Here is a 17673-nt window from a genome sequence, read left to right on the forward strand (position 1 = left end):
ATCAAACTCCCCGCCAACAAAATATAGCCACATAAAATAATTAAACTTACAATTAATAAACTAACGACATTATTACCTCTATATTCATTCCATTATTTTCCCTCCCCCCAACTCCCCCCTAGCACCGCCCCCGCCCTTTCCCTACAATAAGGGATCTGTTGAGGCATAACGCAAGGAAAGACGGTGTCGAAAGCCAATCCCAATGCCACTATCGTGGATATCGCCCGCCGCGCCAGGGTGACCAATATCACCGTTTCCCGCGCCTTCAATAAGCCCGAGCTGGTCAAGCCGGAAACCCGCGAGCGCATTCACGCCATCGCCAAAGAGCTGAACTATGTGCCCAACGCGTTCGCGCAGGGGCTGAAAAGCAGCAGCAGCCAGATTATCGGCATCGTCACCAGCAGCATGTACAACCCGTTCTATTCCGGCCTGATCAAGACCGTGTCGCGCATTGCGCGTCAGCAGGGTTACCAGATCATGCTGTTCGACACCGACGGCAGCGAAGAGGCGGAAATGCGCGCCATTCAGGCGCTGTTCGGCTACAAGGCGCGCGGCATCCTGCTGTCGGCGGTGCGCGACGACAAGCGCTACCGCCCCGCCTATCTCGAGCTGGCCGAGGTGTACGGCGTGCCACTGATCCTGATCGACCGCGATCTCTACGATCAGCAGCTGAGCGGCGTGTTCCTCGACAACCGCGAGATCGGCGTGCTGGCCGGGCGCTATCTGGCGGAGCAGCCGGAGCAGAAGCTGCTGATTATCGGCGGCCCGGCGGATTCGGAAATTACGCTAACGCGCACCGCCGGCATCGTCGCGGCGCTGCAGGGCAGCGGGCGTGAGATCCATATCATCAACGGCGACTACGATTTCACCTCGCAAGAGAGCGAGGTGCGCGCCTATCTGGCGCAGCCGGAGAACCGCCCGGATTACATCATCGGCCTGAATGGCATCATCACGCTGGGCGCCATCGCCATCTGCCACGAGATGGGGCTTTATGAACAGGTGAAGTTCTTCTCGATAGACGAACCGCCGCGCGCCGGCGCTTACGGCCTGCACATTCCGGGGGTGTATCACGATACGCAGAAACTGGGGGAGATCGCCGCGGAGCTGCTGTTCAGCGCCATTAACAGCCCGCGCGGCGAGCTGCCGGTGCGCAGAGAATTCTTCACCGGCTCGCTGTTGAATCGCTGACGGGCGCTATTGCCCGTAGTAGGCGTGTTTGCCGTGCTTGCGCAGGAAATGTTTGTCCAATAGCTCCGGCTGCATCGGGGCGATGGCCGGCGCCAGCTGGCGCGTCGCCATCGCCATGATCGCTACCTCCTCCAGCACCACCGCGTTGTGCACCGCATCCGCCGCGCACTTGCCCCAGGCGAACGGGCCGTGGGAATAGACCAGCACTCCCGGCACCTGCTGCGGATCGCGCCCCGCCTGACTGAAGGTTTCGATAATCACCTTGCCGGTTTCCCCTTCGTAATCGCCGGCGATCTCCGCCTCGCTCATCGGCCGGGTACAGGGAATGTCGCCGTAAAAGTAGTCGGCGTGGGTGGTGCCCAGCGCCGGGATCGGCTGCCCGGCCTGCGCCCAGATGGTGGCGTTGCGGCTGTGGGTGTGCACCACGCCGCCGATATCGGCGAAGGCGCGGTACAGCGCCAGGTGGGTGGCGGTGTCGGATGAGGGTTTGCGGTGCCCTTCGCGCACCTTGCCCTCCAGATCCACCACCACCAGATCCGCCAGCGTCATCGCCTCGTAGGCGATGCCCGAAGGCTTGATCACCACCAGCCCGCTCTGGCGGTCGATCGCCGAGACGTTGCCCCAGGTAAAGGTCACCAGCCCGTACGCCGGCAGGCTGAGGTTGGCGGCCAGCACCTGCCGCTTGAGTTCGTTCAACATACGATGCCTCCCTCAATCATCTGTTGTGCGATCCAGGCCTTGGCCTGGGCGATGCGTTGCTTATCCTGCCCGTCTTCGCGCGCCCACATCTCCAACAGGTAGGGGCCGCGATAGCCGAGCGCGTTGAGCACGGAAAAGGCGTGGGCGAAATCCACGCAGCCCTCGCCGAACGGCACGTCGCGGAACTGCCCGGCGCTGCCCGGCCCCACCGCGACGGTGTCTTTGAGATGCACGGCGGTGATGCTGCCGATGCCCAGCGCCAGCTCGGCGGCGACGTCGTTGCCCCAGGCGCTGAGGTTGCCGAGATCGGGATACACCGTGAACCACGGGCTGTTAACGTGGCGTGCGATGTCGCGCCATTTGCTGATGCTGTTGATGAACGGCGTGTCCATCACCTCCACCGACAGCATCACCTGCGCCCTGGCGGCCTGTTCCGCCGCCCACTGCATGCCCTCGATAAAGCGTGCGCGGCTGTGGCGATCGGCGGGTTCGTAATAGACGTCGTAGCCCGCCAGCTGGATGTTGCGGATGCCAAGATCCGTTGCCAGTTCCAGCGCCTTGCTCATCAGCACCCGCGCCCGCTCGCGGGTGGCGGCGTCGGCGCTGCCGAACGGATCGCGCCGGTGCGCCGACAGGCACAGGCTTGGCACCGTCACCCCGCTGTCGAGCCGCGCCTGGATAAACGCCAGCCGCTGGCGGCGATCCCAGTCCAGCCGCTGCTGGCGCGCCGGCTGCTCGTCGATCGACATCTCCACAAATTCAAAGCCCAGCTCGGCGGCGATGGCCAGCCGCTGAGGCCAGCTCAGATCGGCGGGCAGCGCCTTTTCATACAGCCCCAGACAGGCGGCGTTAGTCGTTTGCATCAGTCACCTCACTCAAAGCCTGGGCGACCGCCAGATAGCGCGCCTGCTGGGCGCGCAGGCGCCGATGGGCGGCGGTCGCGGGATAATAACAACGCAGTTTTGGCGGCGCGGCGGCGATCGCTTCAGCGAACCCGGCGTACTCCCCGGCGCCGACGGCGGCGCACAGGGCGGCGGCGCGGCAGCCGCTTTGGCGGGTTTCCACCACCTCGAGCGGCAGGTTGCCGGCGTCGGCGTACATCTGCATCCAGACCTCGGACTGCGTCGGCCCGCCGGTCATGCGCACCCGCTCGATGCGCGGGTTCAGCTGCACCATGCGCTCCTGATGAATCAGGTGCGAGAACACGATGCCCTGGTAGATCGCCTGCACCACGTCTGCCATCTCGTGGTGGGCGCTCAGGCCGATCAGCCCGCCCGGCGTGTTGCCGCCGAGGTTGGAGCCGTACAGATACGGCAGGAACAGCAGCCCGCTGGGCTGCTCGCGGCGCTCGGCCACCCAGGCGTTGAACTGGGCGTAGCGCTGCCGGTCGTCGGCGCAGAACTGGCGCAGGAACCAGGCCAGATTGCCGGCCGAGGTCGGGCTGCCTTCGTGCACGAAATAGCGGCCGTCGATGCAGTAGCGCCCCCAGGCGTAGGGGTAATCGGCGGGAATGATGCGCTCGGTCACGCAGGTGGCGATCGACCAGGTGCCCGCCACCGCGCTGAGCGTGCGATCGTCGGCCACGCCGGAGCTGAGCGCCGCACCCACCACGTCGAACAGGCCACCGTACACCGCGGTGCCTGCCCGCAGGCCGCACTGCGCCGCTGCCGCGGCCGTCACCCGCCCGGCCAGCTGCGCCGAGCCGATCGTTGGCGCGGTTTTCTCCTGCGCCTCTTCGATGCCGAAGGCCGCCATCAGCGCCGGATCGTAAGCGCCGCTGCGCTGGTTAAACAGGTTGCTGCCGGAGATGTTGGTCACCTCGGCCGCCGCCTCGCCGGTGAGGCGAAAGCGCAGGTAGTCGTGCGCCATCAGGATGCGATCGACGGCGGCGTACTGCGCCGGTTGCTGCTGCTTCAGCCAGCGCAGCAGCAGCGCCGGGTGGCTGGGCCACAGCGGCTGCAGGCTGCGCGGGTAGGTCTGCGCGTCCACCCCGGCGCGGCGCAGCTCAGCCGCCGTGGCCGCCGCGCGGTTGTCCGAAGAGAGAATGCCGTTGCCGACCGGTTTGCCGTGGCGGTCGATGGCGTACAGCCCTTTGCCGTGCGCCGAGAAGCTGACGCCGCGCACCTGGCCGGCCTCCAGCCCCGCCGCGTGCAGCGTCTGGCGGATCGCCGCGCAAACGTCATCCCACAGCGCATCCATATTGCGTTCGCTGAAGCCCGGCTGGGCGGCAATCGCCGCGCCGTCGCGCTCGGCGATCGCCAGCTCTTCGCCGCTTGCCCGATACAGCCCGGCCTTGATCACCGTGCCGCCGACGTCTATGCCAAGAAAGACTGCCATCGCGCCTCCTATTTGCGCCGCACGGAGCTGAGGTAGATGGCGGCCAGGATGATGCCGCCCTTCACCACGTTCTGGATATATGGCGACACGTTCATCAGATTGAGGCCGTTGTTGAGCACCCCGAGCATCATCGCCCCCACCAACGTGCCGACGATGGCGCCGCGCCCGCCGGAGATCGCCGCCCCGCCCAGCACCACCGCGGCGATGGCGTCCAGCTCGAAGCCTTCGCCGGCGTTGGGCTGCCCGCTCATCAGGCGCGAAGTCAGCACCAGCCCGGCCAGCGCGGCGGTCAGGCCGCTGATCACGTACACCAGCATCTTGTAGCGCGGCACGCGGATGCCGCTCAGGCGCGCCGCCTCTTCGTTGCCACCCATCGCGTAGACGTAGCGGCCGAACGGCAGCTGGTTGAGCATCAGCCAGGCCAGCAGGTACACGCCGAGCATGATCAGGATCGGCACCTGAATGCCCAGCACCGTGCCGCGGCCGAAGAAGGAGAAGACGTCGGGCAGGCCGGAGATCGGGTAGCCGCCGGTATAGAGCAGCGCCAGGCCGCGGGCGATGCCCATCGACGCCAGGGTGACGATGATCGGCGGCATGCGCAGGTAGGCGATGCAGGCGCCGTTGGCCAGGCCGAACAGCGCGCCGACCGCCAGCGCCGCCACCATCGCCAGCGGGATCGGCACCGCCGCCAGCATCAGCCCGGCGGCGACCGAGCCGGCCAGCGCCATCACCGGCCCCACCGAGAGATCGATGCCGCCGGTCAGGATGGCGCAGGTCATGCCCACCGCGATGATGGCATTGATCGACACCTGGCGCGCCACGTTGGTCAGGTTGTTGACGCTGAGGAAGCTGTCGTTCAGCAGGCTCATCAGCACGAACAGGACAGCGAAGCCGATAAACGGCAAGACCGCCGGGTGATGCAGCAGTTTTTCCCAGCGCTTGCCGAGGCTGGGGCCGGCGGCGCGGCGCGCCACGGCGGGTTGTTCAATTCCGATCATAAGGCACTCCCGGTCGCGTGAAGCATGATGTGGTTGGATTCGATGTCATCGCCGGTCAGCTCGGCGACGATGTGGCCGCCGCGAAACACCAGCACGCGGTCACACACGCCGATGATCTCCGGCAGTTCGGAGGAAATCATGATGATGGAGATGCCCTGCTGGGTCAGTTGCTGCATCAGCTGGTAGATCTCGGCCTTGGCGCCCACGTCGATGCCGCGCGTCGGCTCGTCGAAGATCAGGATGTTGCAGTCGTTGTTGAGCCAGCGGGCGATCACCACCTTCTGCTGGTTGCCGCCGCTCAGGGTGCTGACGGCGGTCCCGGCGTCCGGGGTTTTCACCCCCACGGCGCGGATCAGCCGCTGCACCACGTCGCGATCCTTCCGGGCGTTGACGAAGATCTTGCCGCGCCGGTGGTGCCGGTTGAGGGTGATGTTCTGCGCCACCGAGAACGGCAGCACCAGGCCCTCGGTTTTGCGGCTCTCCGGCAGCAGGCCGATGCCCTGCGCCAGCGCCTGCGCCGGGGAGCGCAGCGCCGCCGGTTGGCCACCGAGGCTGACGCGTTTGCGGTGGCAGCGGCCGGCGCCGATCAGCGCCGAGACGGTCTCGGTGCGCCCGGAGCCCACCAGCCCGGCGAAGCCGAGGATCTCGCCCTTGTGCAGGTGGAAGCGGTCGGTCACGCCGTGTTTCTCGCGCTGGATCTCCGCCTCCAGCAGCACCGTCGCGGTATCGACCGGGTGCTGTTTCACCGGGAAGGCGTTCTCGATTTTGCGCCCGACCATCAGCCGCACCAGCTCTTCCACGTTGGTGTCGCCGGTAGCCAGCGTTTCGATGTAGGCGCCGTCGCGCAGCACGGTGATGCGATCGCAGATGGTGAAGATCTCGTCCAGGTGGTGCGAGATAAACACCATGCCAACGCCCAGCAGCCGTAGATCGTTCATCACGCTGAACAGGTGCTCGGCCTCGCCCGGCGTCAGCGTGGCGGTCGGCTCATCCAGCACCAGCACCCGCGCCTCCAGCGACAGCGCCTTGGCAATCTCAACGAACTGCTGCTGCGCCACGCTCAGCTGTTCCACCGGGCAATCGAGATCGATAGCCACCGTCAGCCGCTTGAAAATGGCCTCGGCCTTGCGCCGCATCGCCCGCCGATCCAGCAGGCCCCAGCGGTTCCTGATCTCCCGGTTGAGGAAGATGTTGTCGATGGCGCTCATGTAGGGAATCAACGAGAATTCCTGAAAAATAATGCCGACCCCGGCCTCGATCGCCTGACGATAGTTGTTAAAGCGGCGCTGCTCGCCGTCGATAAAAATATCGCCCTCGTCCGGCTGATAGATGCCGCACATGATTTTCACCAGCGTCGATTTGCCGGCGCCGTTTTCGCCCAGCAGGGCATGCACTTCGCCGCGTTGAATGGCCAGATCGATGCCGTCCAGCGCCTTCACGCCGGGAAAGCTCTTTTTTATTCGCTTCAGTTCCAGTAAAGGTGTCACCGCATAGCCCTCCACGCCGAACGCCCCGCCGCAGCGGGGCGAACCCGGCCGCTGTTACCAGCTAAAGCCGGCCGCATTACTGCGGTCGATCAGCTTCACTTTGACCGGCACGGTTTTCGGCACCGTGGCACCCCAGTAGCGGGCCAGCGCAATGCCGAGCGCGATGCGCAGCTGGTCGCGCGGGAACTGCGCCGAGGTGGCGATGAACGGCGAGTTCGGCTTGAGGATCTCTTTGATGGCTTCCGGCTGGCCGTCGACGCTCACCAGCTTGACCTTGGCGCCGTTGCTTTCGATCGCCGCCAGGGCGCCGAGCGCGCCGACGTCGTTGACGCTGAAGATGCCTGCCAGATCCGGCGCCGACTGCAGCATGTTTTCGGTCACGGTCAGCGCGGTGTCGCGCTCCTGCTTGCCGTTTTGCTTGGTGACGATCTTGATGTCGGGGTATTTCTTCATCGCCGCTTCAAAGCCGCGCACGCGCTCCAGGATCGGCACCACCGGGATGCCGTCGAGGATCGCCACCTTGCCTTTGCCGCCCAGCGCTTTCGCCAGGTACTCGCCCGCCTGGAAGCCGGCGTCGTAGTTTTCCGAGCCGACGAACGAATCCAGCGGCCCTTCCGCCTGGGCGTCGATCGCCACCACCACCGCGCCGGCCTTATGGGCGGAGATCACCGCCGACTGCACCCCCACCGAATCGGTCGGGTTGATCAGCAGGATATCCACCTTCTTCTGCAGCATGTCTTCCACGTCGCCGATCTGTTTGGCGACGTCATGGCGCGCATCGGCCACGTACACCTTAGCGCCGATATCCGCCGCCGCCTGATCCAGCGCCTGCTTCATGGTGACGAAGTAGTCGTTGTTCATTTCCTGGAACGACATACCGATCGTGATTTGCTTGGCCAGCGCCCCATGGCTGGCCGCCAACATTCCACCGGCGACGATAAAAGGTAAGGTCTTTTTGAATAATGAAAACATAGCCAATTCTCCTGTAGGGAAGCTTCTTGTTGTGGTTATCAGAGCAACAGCATGTCTTTACGTTTGGCCGACCGGCCGGCCCCCCATTGCGAACGGGCCGGCGATCGTGACTGCAACAGCGGTACGGCGGGAGGGTCAGGGAACCAGGATCACCTTGATGGAGTCGGTCGAGTCCGCCAGGGCGAAGGCTTCGTCCCAGTCGTTCAATGAATAGCTGTGGGTAACCACGCCATTGGAGGTCACCAGCCCGCGCTCGAACAGATCGATGGCGATTTCGTAGCTGTAAGGCGCCAGGTGCGCGCCGCGAATGTCCAGTTCTTTGCGATCGCCGATGATGGACCAATCGACGGTGGTTTCCTTGCCGAACACGCTGAACTCCACGAAGCGGCCCAGCTTGCGGATCATCTGCAGCCCCTGGGTGACGCCGATCGGCGCGCCGGTGGCCTCGATGTACACGTCACAGCCGTAGCCGCCGGTCAGCGATTTGACGATCTGGTCGGCGTCTTCCTTCAGCGGGTTGATCACCACGTCGGCGCCAAATTCCTTCGCCAGCGCCAGGCGCTCGTCGATGGCGTCGATCACGATCAGTTTCTTCGGCGTCTTCAGGCGCGCCACCTGCACCATGCACAGCCCGAGCGGCCCGGCGCCGGCCAGCACCACCACGTCGTCCAGCTGGATGTCGCCGCGCGCCACGGTGTGGATGGCGCAGGCCATCGGCTCAATCAATACCGCGTCTTCATGGCTCAGGCTTTCCGGGATCTTGTGCACGATGGCGTTTTCGGAAAAACGCATGTACTCCGCCATGCCGCCCTCCGCCACGTCTTTTTGGAAACCGTAAATGTTATGCGTCTCACACATCCAGTAACTGCCGGATTTGCAATAGCGGCACTCCCAGCACGGTACGATCTGCTCGGCGATCACCCGCTCGCCGATCCGGTATTTGCCTTCCGCGCCCTCGCCCAGCGCGGCGATGCGGCCGTAGAACTCATGCCCCGGCACCACCGGCGGTTTAACCCACGGGTTCTCTCCCCAAAACATCTGCGCGCCGTTCTTGCACTTGCAGTCGCCGGCACAGATGCCGCAGCCTTCCACCTTGATCACCAGCTCGCGCGCCTTCGGTAGCGGCGTGGGCACCTGTTCGAAACGATAATCCTGCGGGCCGTGGCAAACGACCGCGCGCATTTTTTCCGGCAACTGGCTCATCTCTTCCTCCAATACACTCGTTAAACGCTTGAATTTTCTTAATGTTGACGTTGTCATTTTTATCAAACAAAAAACAATAAGCGTTATAAAGTGATAAATTTCAATTTATTAATCATAGAACACCTAGGAAAACTCAAAATGACAACGTGAACATAGAGCGACATATAACCAAAGCTGCGAAAATAATTATTTGAGCAAAATCACATATCGTTAACATCGCGGCTAAAAATGCTACAAATGCGGATCGCGATCCCATTTGCGGGATCGGCGATCCGGGGAGATCCGCTACATCAGCAGGCGCACGCGATCGTAGATCTGGCGATCTTCCAGCCGCGACGATCGCGCCTGCTGGCGCAGGGTGCGCACCAGCGTGTCGATAAACGCATGGGCGGCGGCGCTCAGAATGCTGTTGCGCCGGGTGACGATATTCAGCTGCGCCGGCTGGCAGCTCTCCCGCAGCGCCAGCGGCTGCACGCGGGAAGCGAACTGCGGCAGCGCGGCGATCGGCCGCGGGCACCAGGTACACATCTCGGCGGACTCCACCAGCGCCTGCAGCATGCCGAACGAATGCGCCTGGATGATGCGCTGGCGCGGCAGGCGCGCGCCGTGGCGGTGGAACACCGCATCGAGCAGCGCATCGAAACTTTCCTGGGTATAGCTCATCACCCAATCCTGCTCCAGCAGCTGATGCAGCGAGGTGCTGTGCGCCAGCGGGTGGCCGCGCCGCACCATATACGCCGTTTCATACTCCAGCAGCGGTTCGCAGTGAAACTCCTGCGGCGCCGACGATGCCGGCAGCGGCGTGATGGCAAAATCCATCGTGCCCTCGCGCAGCTGCGACTGGGCATTGGCCATCAGGCTTTCCGACAGTTCCAGCCGCACCGCCGGCACCTTGCTGCGAAACGCCATCACCGCCGGCGGCAACACCGTCAGCATCAGCCAGGGGGTGATCGCCGCCTTGACCAGATCCGCCGTCCGCCCGCGCAGCGCCGCCATTTCCCCCTGCGCCTGCTCCAGCTGATTCAACACCAGCCGGGCGTGCGCCAACAGGGTTTTGCCGTAGGGGGTAAAGCCCAGCCCGGTCGGGGTGCGGATCAGCAGCGGCAGCGCCTGCTCCTGCTCCAGTTCGCGCAGCGCGCGGGTCACCGCCGCCTGCGACAGCCCCAGATGCCGCGCCGCCGCGCGAATGCTGCCGCTGTCGGCGCTGGCCACCAGCGCCTGCAGTTGGTGCAGTTTCATGTTCACCTCCTGACAATCATCAGTTGTCAGCATAACCGAACGGCGGCTACCCGGCAAAAACGGAGTTTGCTAGTCTCGATGCCTATCCCTCTGCCCCATTCCCCGCCCGTTGGCCGGGACCCTTTGCCGGAGACCGTGATGAGCCCTTCACTCGTACTGCCTGAGATCGCCGCCGTTCATGATGAAATGGTCGCACTTCGCCGACACATTCACGCCCACCCGGAGCTGGGCTTCCAGGAGTTCGCGACGTCGGATCTGGTGGCGCAACGGCTGGCGGAATGGGGTTACCGCGTCACGCGCGGCGTAGGACAAACCGGCGTTGTCGCCACACTGCAGCGCGGGCCGGGAAAATCGCTCGGCATCCGCGCCGACATGGACGCCCTGCCGATTGCCGAAACGACCGGCTTGCCGCACGCCAGCACCCATTCCGGGGTGATGCACGCCTGCGGCCACGACGGGCACACCGCCATGCTGCTGGCGGCGGCGCGCTATCTGGCGCGGCAGCCGAACTTCAGCGGCACGCTGCACCTGATCTTTCAGCCGGCGGAAGAAGGCGGCGGCGGCGCCAGAGTGATGATTGAAGACGGCCTGTTTGAGCGTTTCCCCTGCGACGCGGTGTTCGCCATGCACAACGTGCCCGGCTTCCCCGCCGGCCACCTGGGCTTCGCCAGCGGCCCCTTCATGTGCTCGGCCGATACGGTACACATCACCCTGCACGGCCACGGCGGCCACGGCGCGGTGCCGCAGAGCACCGTCGATCCGGTGGTGGCCTGCGCGGCCATCGTCATGAGCCTGCAAACCATCGTGGCGCGCAATATCGATCCGCAGGAAACGGCGATCGTCACCGTGGGGGCGATGCAGGCCGGCCTGGCCGCCAACGTGATCCCGGCGACCGCCACCCTGACGCTCAGCGTGCGCGCGCTGACGGCAGCGGTGCGTGAGCGGCTGGAGCAGCGCATCACCGAGCTGGTCACGGCGCAGGCCGCCAGCTTCGGCGCCCGCGCGGAGATCGACTATCAGCACGGCTACCCGGTGCTGGTGAACCACCCGGCAGAAACCGAGCTGGCGCGCGCGGTGGCGCTGGAATGGGCCGGAGAAAACCGGGTTATCCCCACGCTGCGGCCGTTCACCGCCAGCGAAGATTTCGCCTTTATGCTGGAGAAGTGCCCAGGCAGCTATATCTCGATCGGCAACGGCCCCGCCACGCCGGGCAATTCTCTGCACAATCCCGGTTATGACTTCAACGACGACAGTCTGTCGCTGGGCGCCACCTACTGGGTCAAATTGGTCGAGCGCTTTTTGGCTCGCCCTGCGGTTTAATCGCCAACGCTGAGGAAATGACATGAAAACCATCAAAGGGCTGTTGTTGTTACTGCCGCTGGCCGCGAGCTTTCCCGCGCTGAGCGGTGAATTCAGCGGCAAAGTGATCAAGCTGGGCATCGATCCCACTTTTCCGCCGCTGGAGTATAAAACTCCGCAGGGCAAGCTGACCGGCTTCGGCGTCGATATCGCCCAGGCGCTGTGCGACCAGATGCAGGCCAAATGCGTGTGGGTAGAAAGCAGCTGGGACGGCATGATCCCCGGCCTGCAGGCGAAGAAGTTCGACGCCATCGCCTCGTCGATGACCATCACGCCACAGCGCCGGCAGCAGATCGCCTTCTCCAGCAAAGTCTCCAACGCCCCGGCGCGGCTGGTGGCGCATAAGGGCAGCAACCTGCAGCCTACCGTCGCCTCGCTGAAGGGCAAATCGGTCGGCGTGCAGCAAGGCTCCAGCCAGGAGGCCTATGCCAACGCGCTGTGGCGCCCGGCCGGCGTCAACGTGGTGGCTTACCAAAGCCAACAGGAAGTGAACGAAGATCTGGCCAACGGCCGGCTGGATGCGTCGCTGCTGGCCAGCGTCAGCGCCAGCGAGTTTTTCAAAACGCCCGGCGGCAAAGATTTCGCCTTTATCGGCGCCGAGCTGACCGACAGCAAATACTTCGGCGTCGGCGACGGCATCGGGGTGCGCAAAGACGATACCGCGCTGCTGAACGCCTTCAACGCCGCGCTGCAGGCGATCCGCGCCAACGGCACTTACAAGAAAATCAACGACAGGTATTTCGACTTCGACATGTACGGCGCGGAGCAGTAACAAGCGTTCCCCGGCGGTCACCTGCAGATCCTGCAGGATGGGGAGGCGCCTTCGGCCGCCGGGGAACGCCCCAACGGAAACGGCAGTGTCGGCAAGAACGGCAAATCAGGCGGGATAAGGATGCGGGCCAGGCAGGACGCCCGGCCCGCTAAAGCGGGTTACTTCACTTCGCCCATTGCTTTCAGCTTTTTGGACAGCTCGCGGCGCTCTTTGGACAGATCGGCATTTTTGATGATGTAGTCATCAACGCGATCTTCGTAGTCGCTGCGCATGTTGGCGATGATGCCCTGAATGTCTTCAATGCTCATGCCGGGCTTGATGTACTCACTCAGGTTGTCGAGCAGCAGCACGCGCTTCTGGTTATCACGAATTTTCTTTTCGTTGTCGACGATCTCGCGTTGCAGTTTGTTTTTGCGGCGGAACATACGCACAAACTCCAGCACGTCCTGGAAACTCGGCTTATTTGCATTATCCATCTTTATACCCTTGCTTTAGTAATACACAGATTCATTTGCTTACGGCCACATGGCACCAAGATACAGGTTTGTGGCAGTCCGGCACAACAGTGATTGCCTTATCTTACCCACTTTGCCCCGGCGGCCAAAACCCAAAGCGCCGCCTTCATGATCTGACCCCTTATTCGCGCCCGGCGGCGGTGCAGACCTGGAGCAGATCCCCCAGCTCTTCCAGCTGCTGCGCCAGCTCCATGCTGAGCCAGACATAGCCGTAAATCGGCGCTTCGCCGTGCTGGCCGAGGCTGACCTCTTGCATCAGCGTTTTCAGCTCGCCGGCGATCTCCGCCAGCTGCCCCGCCGCCGCCTGCCGCTGCGCCTGCGGCCCTTCGCGCATCAGCACCGCCAGCGATTCCAGCGAGCTCAACGTCAGCAGCTGGGTGCTGCGCAGCGTGCGGGCGTTTAACATGATGAAGTGCGTTTCACGCGAGGCCCAGTAGGCGTCGGCCATCAGCTCCAGCGTGCACACCAGATTGCGGCTGAGGGTTTGCACCGCCTCGAACACCGCTTTGGGGATGCGGGTTTCCTTGCTGGCGGGCACGATCAGGCTGCGCAGCTTCACCACCTGATTCAGCAGGTCCTTGAGCTGCGGCTCCAGCCGCGGCCGCTCAATGACGTTCGGCGAAAAATACGCGCCGTAGAGGCGGGCGGCGGTTTGCAGGCAGTCCGCCATCTGCATGCGCCACAGAATATAGGCGCGCTGTGGGTAGATGCTGGTGAACAGCAGCGCCAGCAGCGAGCCGAAGATCACGTCGCCGCTGCGCCACAGCGCGGTGTGCATGTCACCGGCGCCCGCGCCGCACACCACCGCCAGCGTGATCCCCACCAGCAGCGCCATATACGGCCGTTTGCCCAGCGTCAGGTAACCGCAGACGAACATCACCACGCCGCACCAAGCCAGCATCAGCGGCAGCGAATAGAGTTCCAGATACAGGGCGATCAGGCCGGACGCGGCGCCGAACACCGTGCCGGCAATGCGTTGCAGCGCCCGCTGCAGCACGTTGCCCCAAAACGAGATCGGCCCCATCACCACCACCAGGGTGATCAGCGGCCAGGTGCCTTCGGGCACCGCCAGCAAGCGGATCAGCAGAAAGGTCAGGATAAACGCCAACCCGATGCGCACGCCGTGGACGATGCGATAGTGGCGGTAGGTCAGCAATTCAAGGGAAGAGATTTTTCGATCGAGGCGCACAATGCCTCCGATAAAGACCAGCCAGACCGCTATTTTAGCGGAGGAAGCCCGGCAAGGAAAAGGCGAATGAGGCGTCCCCCATTCGCGGTCAGGCTCAGGCGGCGTACTTGTCGACCAGCGCGCGTAGAACGGCGGCGGTTTCGACATCCATCACGCCGTCATACTTCTGCTGGCGGAAGTGCAGCTGGAACGCGCGCACCAGCTGGCGATAGCCTTCTGCGGTATTTGCCGCCGAGGTGTCGTAGCCGTATTGGGCGAACAGTTTCAGCAGCTCGGCCTGCGCCGGCAGCCCCTGGCGGCAGTATTCCTGCTGGCGCTGCTGCTTGGTCGCCTCGTCATACCAGGCGCCGACGCCGGCCTGATACAGCTGCTGCCACGGGAACTGCGGGCCCGGATCGCTCTTGCGGCCCGGCGCGATGTCGGAGTGCGCCACCACGTTCACCGGCGAGATGTCAGGGTAACGCTGCAGGATATTCTGCGCCAGCTGGGTGACCGCCTCGATCTGCTGCGGGTTAAACGGCGGGAAGGTGATGTTTTCACCGTCGCCGCTCGCCAGGTTGACGATCTCGATGCCGATCGAGGTGTCGTTGATATTGCTGCGGGTGCCCCACTGGCTGGTACCGGCATGCCAGGCGCGCTCGTTCTCGTCCACCAGGTTGAAAATGCGCACGCCGCTAAAGCCGGCGGCCTGATAGGTGGCCTCGGTCGGATCCGGCACCAGATAGTGCGCGCTCACCGATTTTCCGGTCAACGACTTCACCGAGTCGGCAAAGTTTTGCGCCGTGTAGTGCAGCACCAGAAAGCGCACGCGGTGGCCGAAGCTGGCGACCGATCGGTAGCTATTGTAATCAATCTTGTACATCGTAAAGTCCCTCTCTCGTTTGATTTCACTGAGCGGCCTCTCATCATGACAGGCCGCTCCGCACAGGTGAACCTTTGGCTCACCCTTTTGTTTTAGCTAATTGCTAAATCATGCGCAAGTGTTTTTTAGCAAAACCGTTATTTACCTTTTTGCTAAAGAGTGCGATCATCGAACAATGGAAACTAAAGAAATCAGGCGCAACAATCTGCGCGAATTGATGGCCCGCTACGCCCGGCAAGGCGTCAACCAGAATGAGTTCGCCACGCTGGTTGAGTCTTCCGCGCCGACGCTGAGCCAAATCATCGGGGAAAAATCCTCTCGCAATCTTGGCGACAATCTGGCCAGGCGGATCGAGGCCAGGCTGAATTTGCCCAAGGGCTGGTTCGACGTGTTTCACGAAAAGCAGCTGGTGCGCCCATTTGACAACGTGGCGGCGGAGTCGGACTTCCAGCCCGCCCGTTTGAAACCGGTGGTATGGGAAGATACCGAACAGGACAAGGAAGAGTTTGTGGAGATCCCGCTGCTGGATATTGATTTTTCCGCCGGCGACGGCTGCTACGAAATCGTCGATCGCGAGGAGTTTTCGCTGATCTTCCGCCGTTACTACCTGCACAAGATGGGGGTGGCGGTCAACGCCGCACGCATCATTCGCATCTCCGGTTCCAGCATGGAACCACGGCTGCAGGACGGCGACGTGGTCGGCATCAACACCGACGACACACGCATCCGGGAAGGCAAGACCTACGCCATCCGCCACGGCAATTTGCTGCGGGTGAAGGTGCTGATCGAGCAGCCGGACGGCGGCGTCATCATCCGCTCCCTCAACCGGGAAGAATACCAGGACGAGCACCTCAGCTATCAGCAGCGCAAAGAGCAACTGGTGGTGCTCGGCCGCGTCTTCTGGTCCTCTTCGTCCTGGTAGCGAAGCAACCTCGGGCGCCCGCTGCGCCCGGCGGTTATTTGAAGTCCACCACCATCTGCTGCTGGATAGACAGCCCGCGGGTCGACTGCACGCAACCGGCGATGTAGTCGGTGAAGCGTGGCGGCTTCGGCATGCCCAGCTTGAGGATCTTCTCGTTGCTGAAACGCACGTTGAGCATGGCGAACGATCCGTACAGGCGCATCGCTTTGAGCATCAGCCGCTCGTTGCACGGGCCGAAAATGTCTTTCAGCTGGCGGCGCATTTTCACCAGCGCGTCATACGTCACCTGCGCATACTCATCACCCACCGGCGCCTTTTCCAGCGCCGCCGCCATGGCGTTGTCGATTTCGGCAAAGCTGACGCTGCTCTCCACGCCGGCGGAGATGTGATACACGTCGTTCTCCAGCGTTTCGCTGTTCATCAGCATCACCAGCGCATCCGCGCAGTAGTCCGCCGGGATCACGTCGATATTGTCCTCCAACGAGCACATGAATTTGCGCAGCATCAGCGCCATGCCGAACACCCAGAAAATGCTGCTGGAAGGCTGGCAACCCAGGCGGGTGTGCCCCACCACGATCGACGGACGAGCGATGGTCAGCGGCATTTGCGGGCAGCGTTGGCGCATCAGCTGTTCGATGGTGGATTTGGAACGCGTATATTCCACCAGGTGCTCGGCGTCTTCCTCAAACTCGCCGCTCTCCGCCACCAGCGAACCCGGCTCCGGCGAACAAGACATGGCGGTACCGACGTGCAGGAAACGTTTTAATCCCGGCACCTGCGCCATTCTTTCGGCAAAGGCCAGAGTGCCTTCTACGTTTACCTTCCAAATGAGCGGGTTATTACCAAATGAGGCAACGGCTGCACAGTTAATAACGTGCGTGACATTGTTAATACGTGCGTCAGTTAAAAAGTCGGCCGGCTCGGAAAGGTCGCCCAACAATATATTTTCTATCGTAATTTTAGACAGCAGATTCGCATCGATATTAAACTTTTCCATATTCGTGCGAATACGGGCCAGCCCTTGCTGCGCATCATCGGCGCGCACCAGTAAAAGATAATTAATAGACTGATTTTCAATCAATAATTTTTCGAGAACTGCACCACCGAGAAAGCCGGTAGCGCCGGTCAACAGTAGCGTTTTCATAATTGTCACCCACATTGGCATTGAATGTGGAAGATTGTATCTGCGGATAATTAAACAAATATTAAATAGAATTACGGCGCCCCTACTCAATTTTCTTAATATTATCTTAAGGAATCTTTTGAAACATCCATCATGGATTTCGTAACAAAAGAGTCGGGCACGCATTGCGATTAATCCCTACTGTTTAAATACCATTGATGTAGCCCCTGATTTAATTTAACGGTCAATGTTATTTCTCTTCTCGTCCGTGGAGGACTTATGACCTATAACCAAAAAGCCTGGTTGGGGGTTTTGCTGCTGTGCACCCTGTTTTGGGTGGCGGTCATCGGCGGCGCCTGTTCGCTGTATAACCGGGCGGATCGCCTCAATGCACACCAGCCGCAGAGCGAGTTCGCCGCGCGCCACAGCCTGGCCCCCTGCTCGCAGCAAGGCGCTCAGGCGTCGACCGCCCCCCGGAATGGGTAGGGACAAGACCCGCTAACGATCCTATTATGCCCTAAGGTTAACAGGGAGATAACGATGGCTCGAAAGCTGGATAGCTTACCGCAGGCACAACGCGAAAAAATAGAAACCGATTTGCTGGCCATCAGCGTGATCTACAACGAACGCTACGGCATCGCCTCCACTCAGGCGGAAACAGAACAACAGGTCCCCGACCACCTGCTCCCCTACTTTCATCAACGGCTGAATTATTATCGCCGTGCGTAATTGCGCGCATTTCGCTAACCGCCGCTTGGCATCGCTCCCCACGCCGTTACAATAGGGGCATCTTGTATCCGCCACTGAA

The 17673-nt window shown here is 62.4% G+C and carries 18 protein-coding genes; 6 read left to right on the forward strand and 12 right to left on the reverse strand.

The window, feature by feature from the left end:
- The first annotated feature begins 183 nt into the window (after positions 1-183).
- A complete protein-coding gene (locus C3F38_RS19205) occupies positions 184-1188 on the forward strand; it encodes a LacI family DNA-binding transcriptional regulator (RefSeq protein ID WP_043147707.1) in 1005 nt (334 codons plus the stop codon).
- A 6-nt stretch (positions 1189-1194) separates the two neighbouring features.
- Here C3F38_RS19205 and araD read toward each other — a convergent pair whose 3' ends face one another.
- From araD to C3F38_RS19245, 8 genes are all read right to left on the reverse strand, one after another.
- Positions 1195-1887, reverse strand: a complete 693-nt coding sequence (araD, locus tag C3F38_RS19210; protein WP_055317626.1) for an L-ribulose-5-phosphate 4-epimerase — start codon at positions 1885-1887, stop codon at positions 1195-1197.
- Complete coding sequence (locus C3F38_RS19215) at positions 1881-2750, reverse strand: L-ribulose-5-phosphate 3-epimerase (protein WP_055317627.1); 870 nt, start codon at positions 2748-2750, stop codon at positions 1881-1883. Before C3F38_RS19215 ends, araD begins: the two co-directional genes overlap by 7 nt.
- Positions 2737-4224, reverse strand: coding sequence for an FGGY-family carbohydrate kinase (locus C3F38_RS19220; protein WP_055317628.1), 1488 nt, complete (start codon positions 4222-4224; stop codon positions 2737-2739). The genes C3F38_RS19215 and C3F38_RS19220 overlap by 14 nt, the downstream gene beginning before the upstream one ends.
- A gap of 8 nt (positions 4225-4232) precedes the next feature.
- Positions 4233-5222: an ABC transporter permease gene (locus C3F38_RS19225; RefSeq protein ID WP_055317629.1), complete on the reverse strand. Its 990-nt coding sequence runs from the start codon at positions 5220-5222 to the stop codon at positions 4233-4235.
- Entirely contained in the window at positions 5219-6709 is a 1491-nt protein-coding gene (locus tag C3F38_RS19230; RefSeq protein WP_055317630.1) for a sugar ABC transporter ATP-binding protein, read from the reverse strand. Before C3F38_RS19230 ends, C3F38_RS19225 begins: the two co-directional genes overlap by 4 nt.
- Positions 6710-6763: 54 nt before the next feature.
- Positions 6764-7681: an ABC transporter substrate-binding protein gene (locus tag C3F38_RS19235; RefSeq protein ID WP_015378502.1), complete on the reverse strand. Its 918-nt coding sequence runs from the start codon at positions 7679-7681 to the stop codon at positions 6764-6766.
- 135 nt (positions 7682-7816) lie between these two features.
- Positions 7817-8884, reverse strand: coding sequence for an erythritol/L-threitol dehydrogenase (locus C3F38_RS19240; protein WP_016927009.1), 1068 nt, complete (start codon positions 8882-8884; stop codon positions 7817-7819).
- A 285-nt stretch (positions 8885-9169) separates the two neighbouring features.
- Positions 9170-10123, reverse strand: a complete 954-nt coding sequence (locus tag C3F38_RS19245; RefSeq protein WP_057523726.1) for a LysR family transcriptional regulator — start codon at positions 10121-10123, stop codon at positions 9170-9172.
- A gap of 138 nt (positions 10124-10261) precedes the next feature.
- On the opposite strand from C3F38_RS19245, the gene C3F38_RS19250 reads away from it, so the two are divergent.
- Both C3F38_RS19250 and C3F38_RS19255 read left to right on the forward strand, forming a co-directional pair.
- On the forward strand, positions 10262-11443 hold the full coding sequence (locus C3F38_RS19250; protein ID WP_055317222.1) for a M20 aminoacylase family protein: 1182 nt from the start codon (positions 10262-10264) through the stop codon (positions 11441-11443).
- Between the two features lie 22 nt (positions 11444-11465).
- Complete coding sequence (locus C3F38_RS19255; RefSeq protein ID WP_038877877.1) at positions 11466-12254, forward strand: ABC transporter substrate-binding protein; 789 nt, start codon at positions 11466-11468, stop codon at positions 12252-12254.
- 158 nt (positions 12255-12412) lie between these two features.
- Here C3F38_RS19255 and tmaR read toward each other — a convergent pair whose 3' ends face one another.
- The 3 genes from tmaR to C3F38_RS19270 all read right to left on the reverse strand — a co-directional run bounded on the left by tmaR (position 12413) and on the right by C3F38_RS19270 (position 14820).
- A complete protein-coding gene (gene tmaR, locus C3F38_RS19260; protein ID WP_004935612.1) occupies positions 12413-12730 on the reverse strand; it encodes a PTS system regulator TmaR in 318 nt (105 codons plus the stop codon).
- A gap of 160 nt (positions 12731-12890) precedes the next feature.
- Entirely contained in the window at positions 12891-13958 is a 1068-nt protein-coding gene (locus C3F38_RS19265) for an FUSC family protein (RefSeq protein ID WP_033632575.1), read from the reverse strand.
- 94 nt (positions 13959-14052) lie between these two features.
- Positions 14053-14820 (reverse strand): N-acetylmuramoyl-L-alanine amidase, encoded by a 768-nt coding sequence (locus C3F38_RS19270; RefSeq protein WP_038877875.1) that lies wholly within the window; start codon positions 14818-14820, stop codon positions 14053-14055.
- 175 nt (positions 14821-14995) lie between these two features.
- Between C3F38_RS19270 and C3F38_RS19275 the strand changes: the two genes are divergently transcribed.
- Positions 14996-15742 (forward strand): helix-turn-helix transcriptional regulator, encoded by a 747-nt coding sequence (locus C3F38_RS19275; RefSeq protein WP_019453597.1) that lies wholly within the window; start codon positions 14996-14998, stop codon positions 15740-15742.
- Positions 15743-15776: 34 nt separating this feature from the next.
- Here the strand turns inward: C3F38_RS19275 and C3F38_RS19280 are convergent, their stop codons facing one another.
- Positions 15777-16886, reverse strand: a complete 1110-nt coding sequence (locus tag C3F38_RS19280) for an SDR family oxidoreductase (protein ID WP_038878027.1) — start codon at positions 16884-16886, stop codon at positions 15777-15779.
- Between the two features lie 258 nt (positions 16887-17144).
- Between C3F38_RS19280 and C3F38_RS19285 the strand changes: the two genes are divergently transcribed.
- Both C3F38_RS19285 and C3F38_RS19290 read left to right on the forward strand, forming a co-directional pair.
- The gene (locus tag C3F38_RS19285; protein ID WP_038877873.1) at positions 17145-17351 is read left to right on the forward strand and encodes a hypothetical protein; all 207 of its coding nucleotides are present in this window, start codon (positions 17145-17147) and stop codon (positions 17349-17351) included.
- 54 nt (positions 17352-17405) lie between these two features.
- Positions 17406-17594, forward strand: a complete 189-nt coding sequence (locus C3F38_RS19290) for a DNA polymerase III subunit theta (protein WP_033643787.1) — start codon at positions 17406-17408, stop codon at positions 17592-17594.
- Positions 17595-17673: the final 79 nt, after the last annotated feature.

Source organism: Serratia sp. SSNIH1 (genome assembly GCF_002935055.1).
In the GTDB taxonomy this organism is placed as follows: Bacteria; Pseudomonadota; Gammaproteobacteria; order Enterobacterales; family Enterobacteriaceae; genus Serratia; species Serratia nevei.

What these genes read in the sequence shown, in the direction of transcription:
- araD (WP_055317626.1), bottom strand. Translation starts at nt 1,887, where the DNA reads ATGTTGAACGAACTCAAGCGGCAGGTGCTGGCCGCCAACCTCAGCCTG.
- C3F38_RS19215 (WP_055317627.1), bottom strand. Translation starts at nt 2,750, where the DNA reads ATGCAAACGACTAACGCCGCCTGTCTGGGGCTGTATGAAAAGGCGCTG.
- C3F38_RS19220 (WP_055317628.1), bottom strand. Translation starts at nt 4,224, where the DNA reads ATGGCAGTCTTTCTTGGCATAGACGTCGGCGGCACGGTGATCAAGGCC.
- C3F38_RS19225 (WP_055317629.1), bottom strand. Translation starts at nt 5,222, where the DNA reads ATGATCGGAATTGAACAACCCGCCGTGGCGCGCCGCGCCGCCGGCCCC.
- C3F38_RS19235 (WP_015378502.1), bottom strand. Translation starts at nt 7,681, where the DNA reads ATGTTTTCATTATTCAAAAAGACCTTACCTTTTATCGTCGCCGGTGGA.
- C3F38_RS19240 (WP_016927009.1), bottom strand. Translation starts at nt 8,884, where the DNA reads ATGAGCCAGTTGCCGGAAAAAATGCGCGCGGTCGTTTGCCACGGCCCG.
- C3F38_RS19245 (WP_057523726.1), bottom strand. Translation starts at nt 10,123, where the DNA reads ATGAAACTGCACCAACTGCAGGCGCTGGTGGCCAGCGCCGACAGCGGC.
- C3F38_RS19250 (WP_055317222.1), top strand. Translation starts at nt 10,262, where the DNA reads ATGAGCCCTTCACTCGTACTGCCTGAGATCGCCGCCGTTCATGATGAA.
- C3F38_RS19255 (WP_038877877.1), top strand. Translation starts at nt 11,466, where the DNA reads ATGAAAACCATCAAAGGGCTGTTGTTGTTACTGCCGCTGGCCGCGAGC.
- tmaR (WP_004935612.1), bottom strand. Translation starts at nt 12,730, where the DNA reads ATGGATAATGCAAATAAGCCGAGTTTCCAGGACGTGCTGGAGTTTGTG.
- C3F38_RS19270 (WP_038877875.1), bottom strand. Translation starts at nt 14,820, where the DNA reads ATGTACAAGATTGATTACAATAGCTACCGATCGGTCGCCAGCTTCGGC.
- C3F38_RS19275 (WP_019453597.1), top strand. Translation starts at nt 14,996, where the DNA reads ATGGAAACTAAAGAAATCAGGCGCAACAATCTGCGCGAATTGATGGCC.
- C3F38_RS19280 (WP_038878027.1), bottom strand. Translation starts at nt 16,886, where the DNA reads ATGAAAACGCTACTGTTGACCGGCGCTACCGGCTTTCTCGGTGGTGCA.
- C3F38_RS19285 (WP_038877873.1), top strand. Translation starts at nt 17,145, where the DNA reads ATGACCTATAACCAAAAAGCCTGGTTGGGGGTTTTGCTGCTGTGCACC.
- C3F38_RS19290 (WP_033643787.1), top strand. Translation starts at nt 17,406, where the DNA reads ATGGCTCGAAAGCTGGATAGCTTACCGCAGGCACAACGCGAAAAAATA.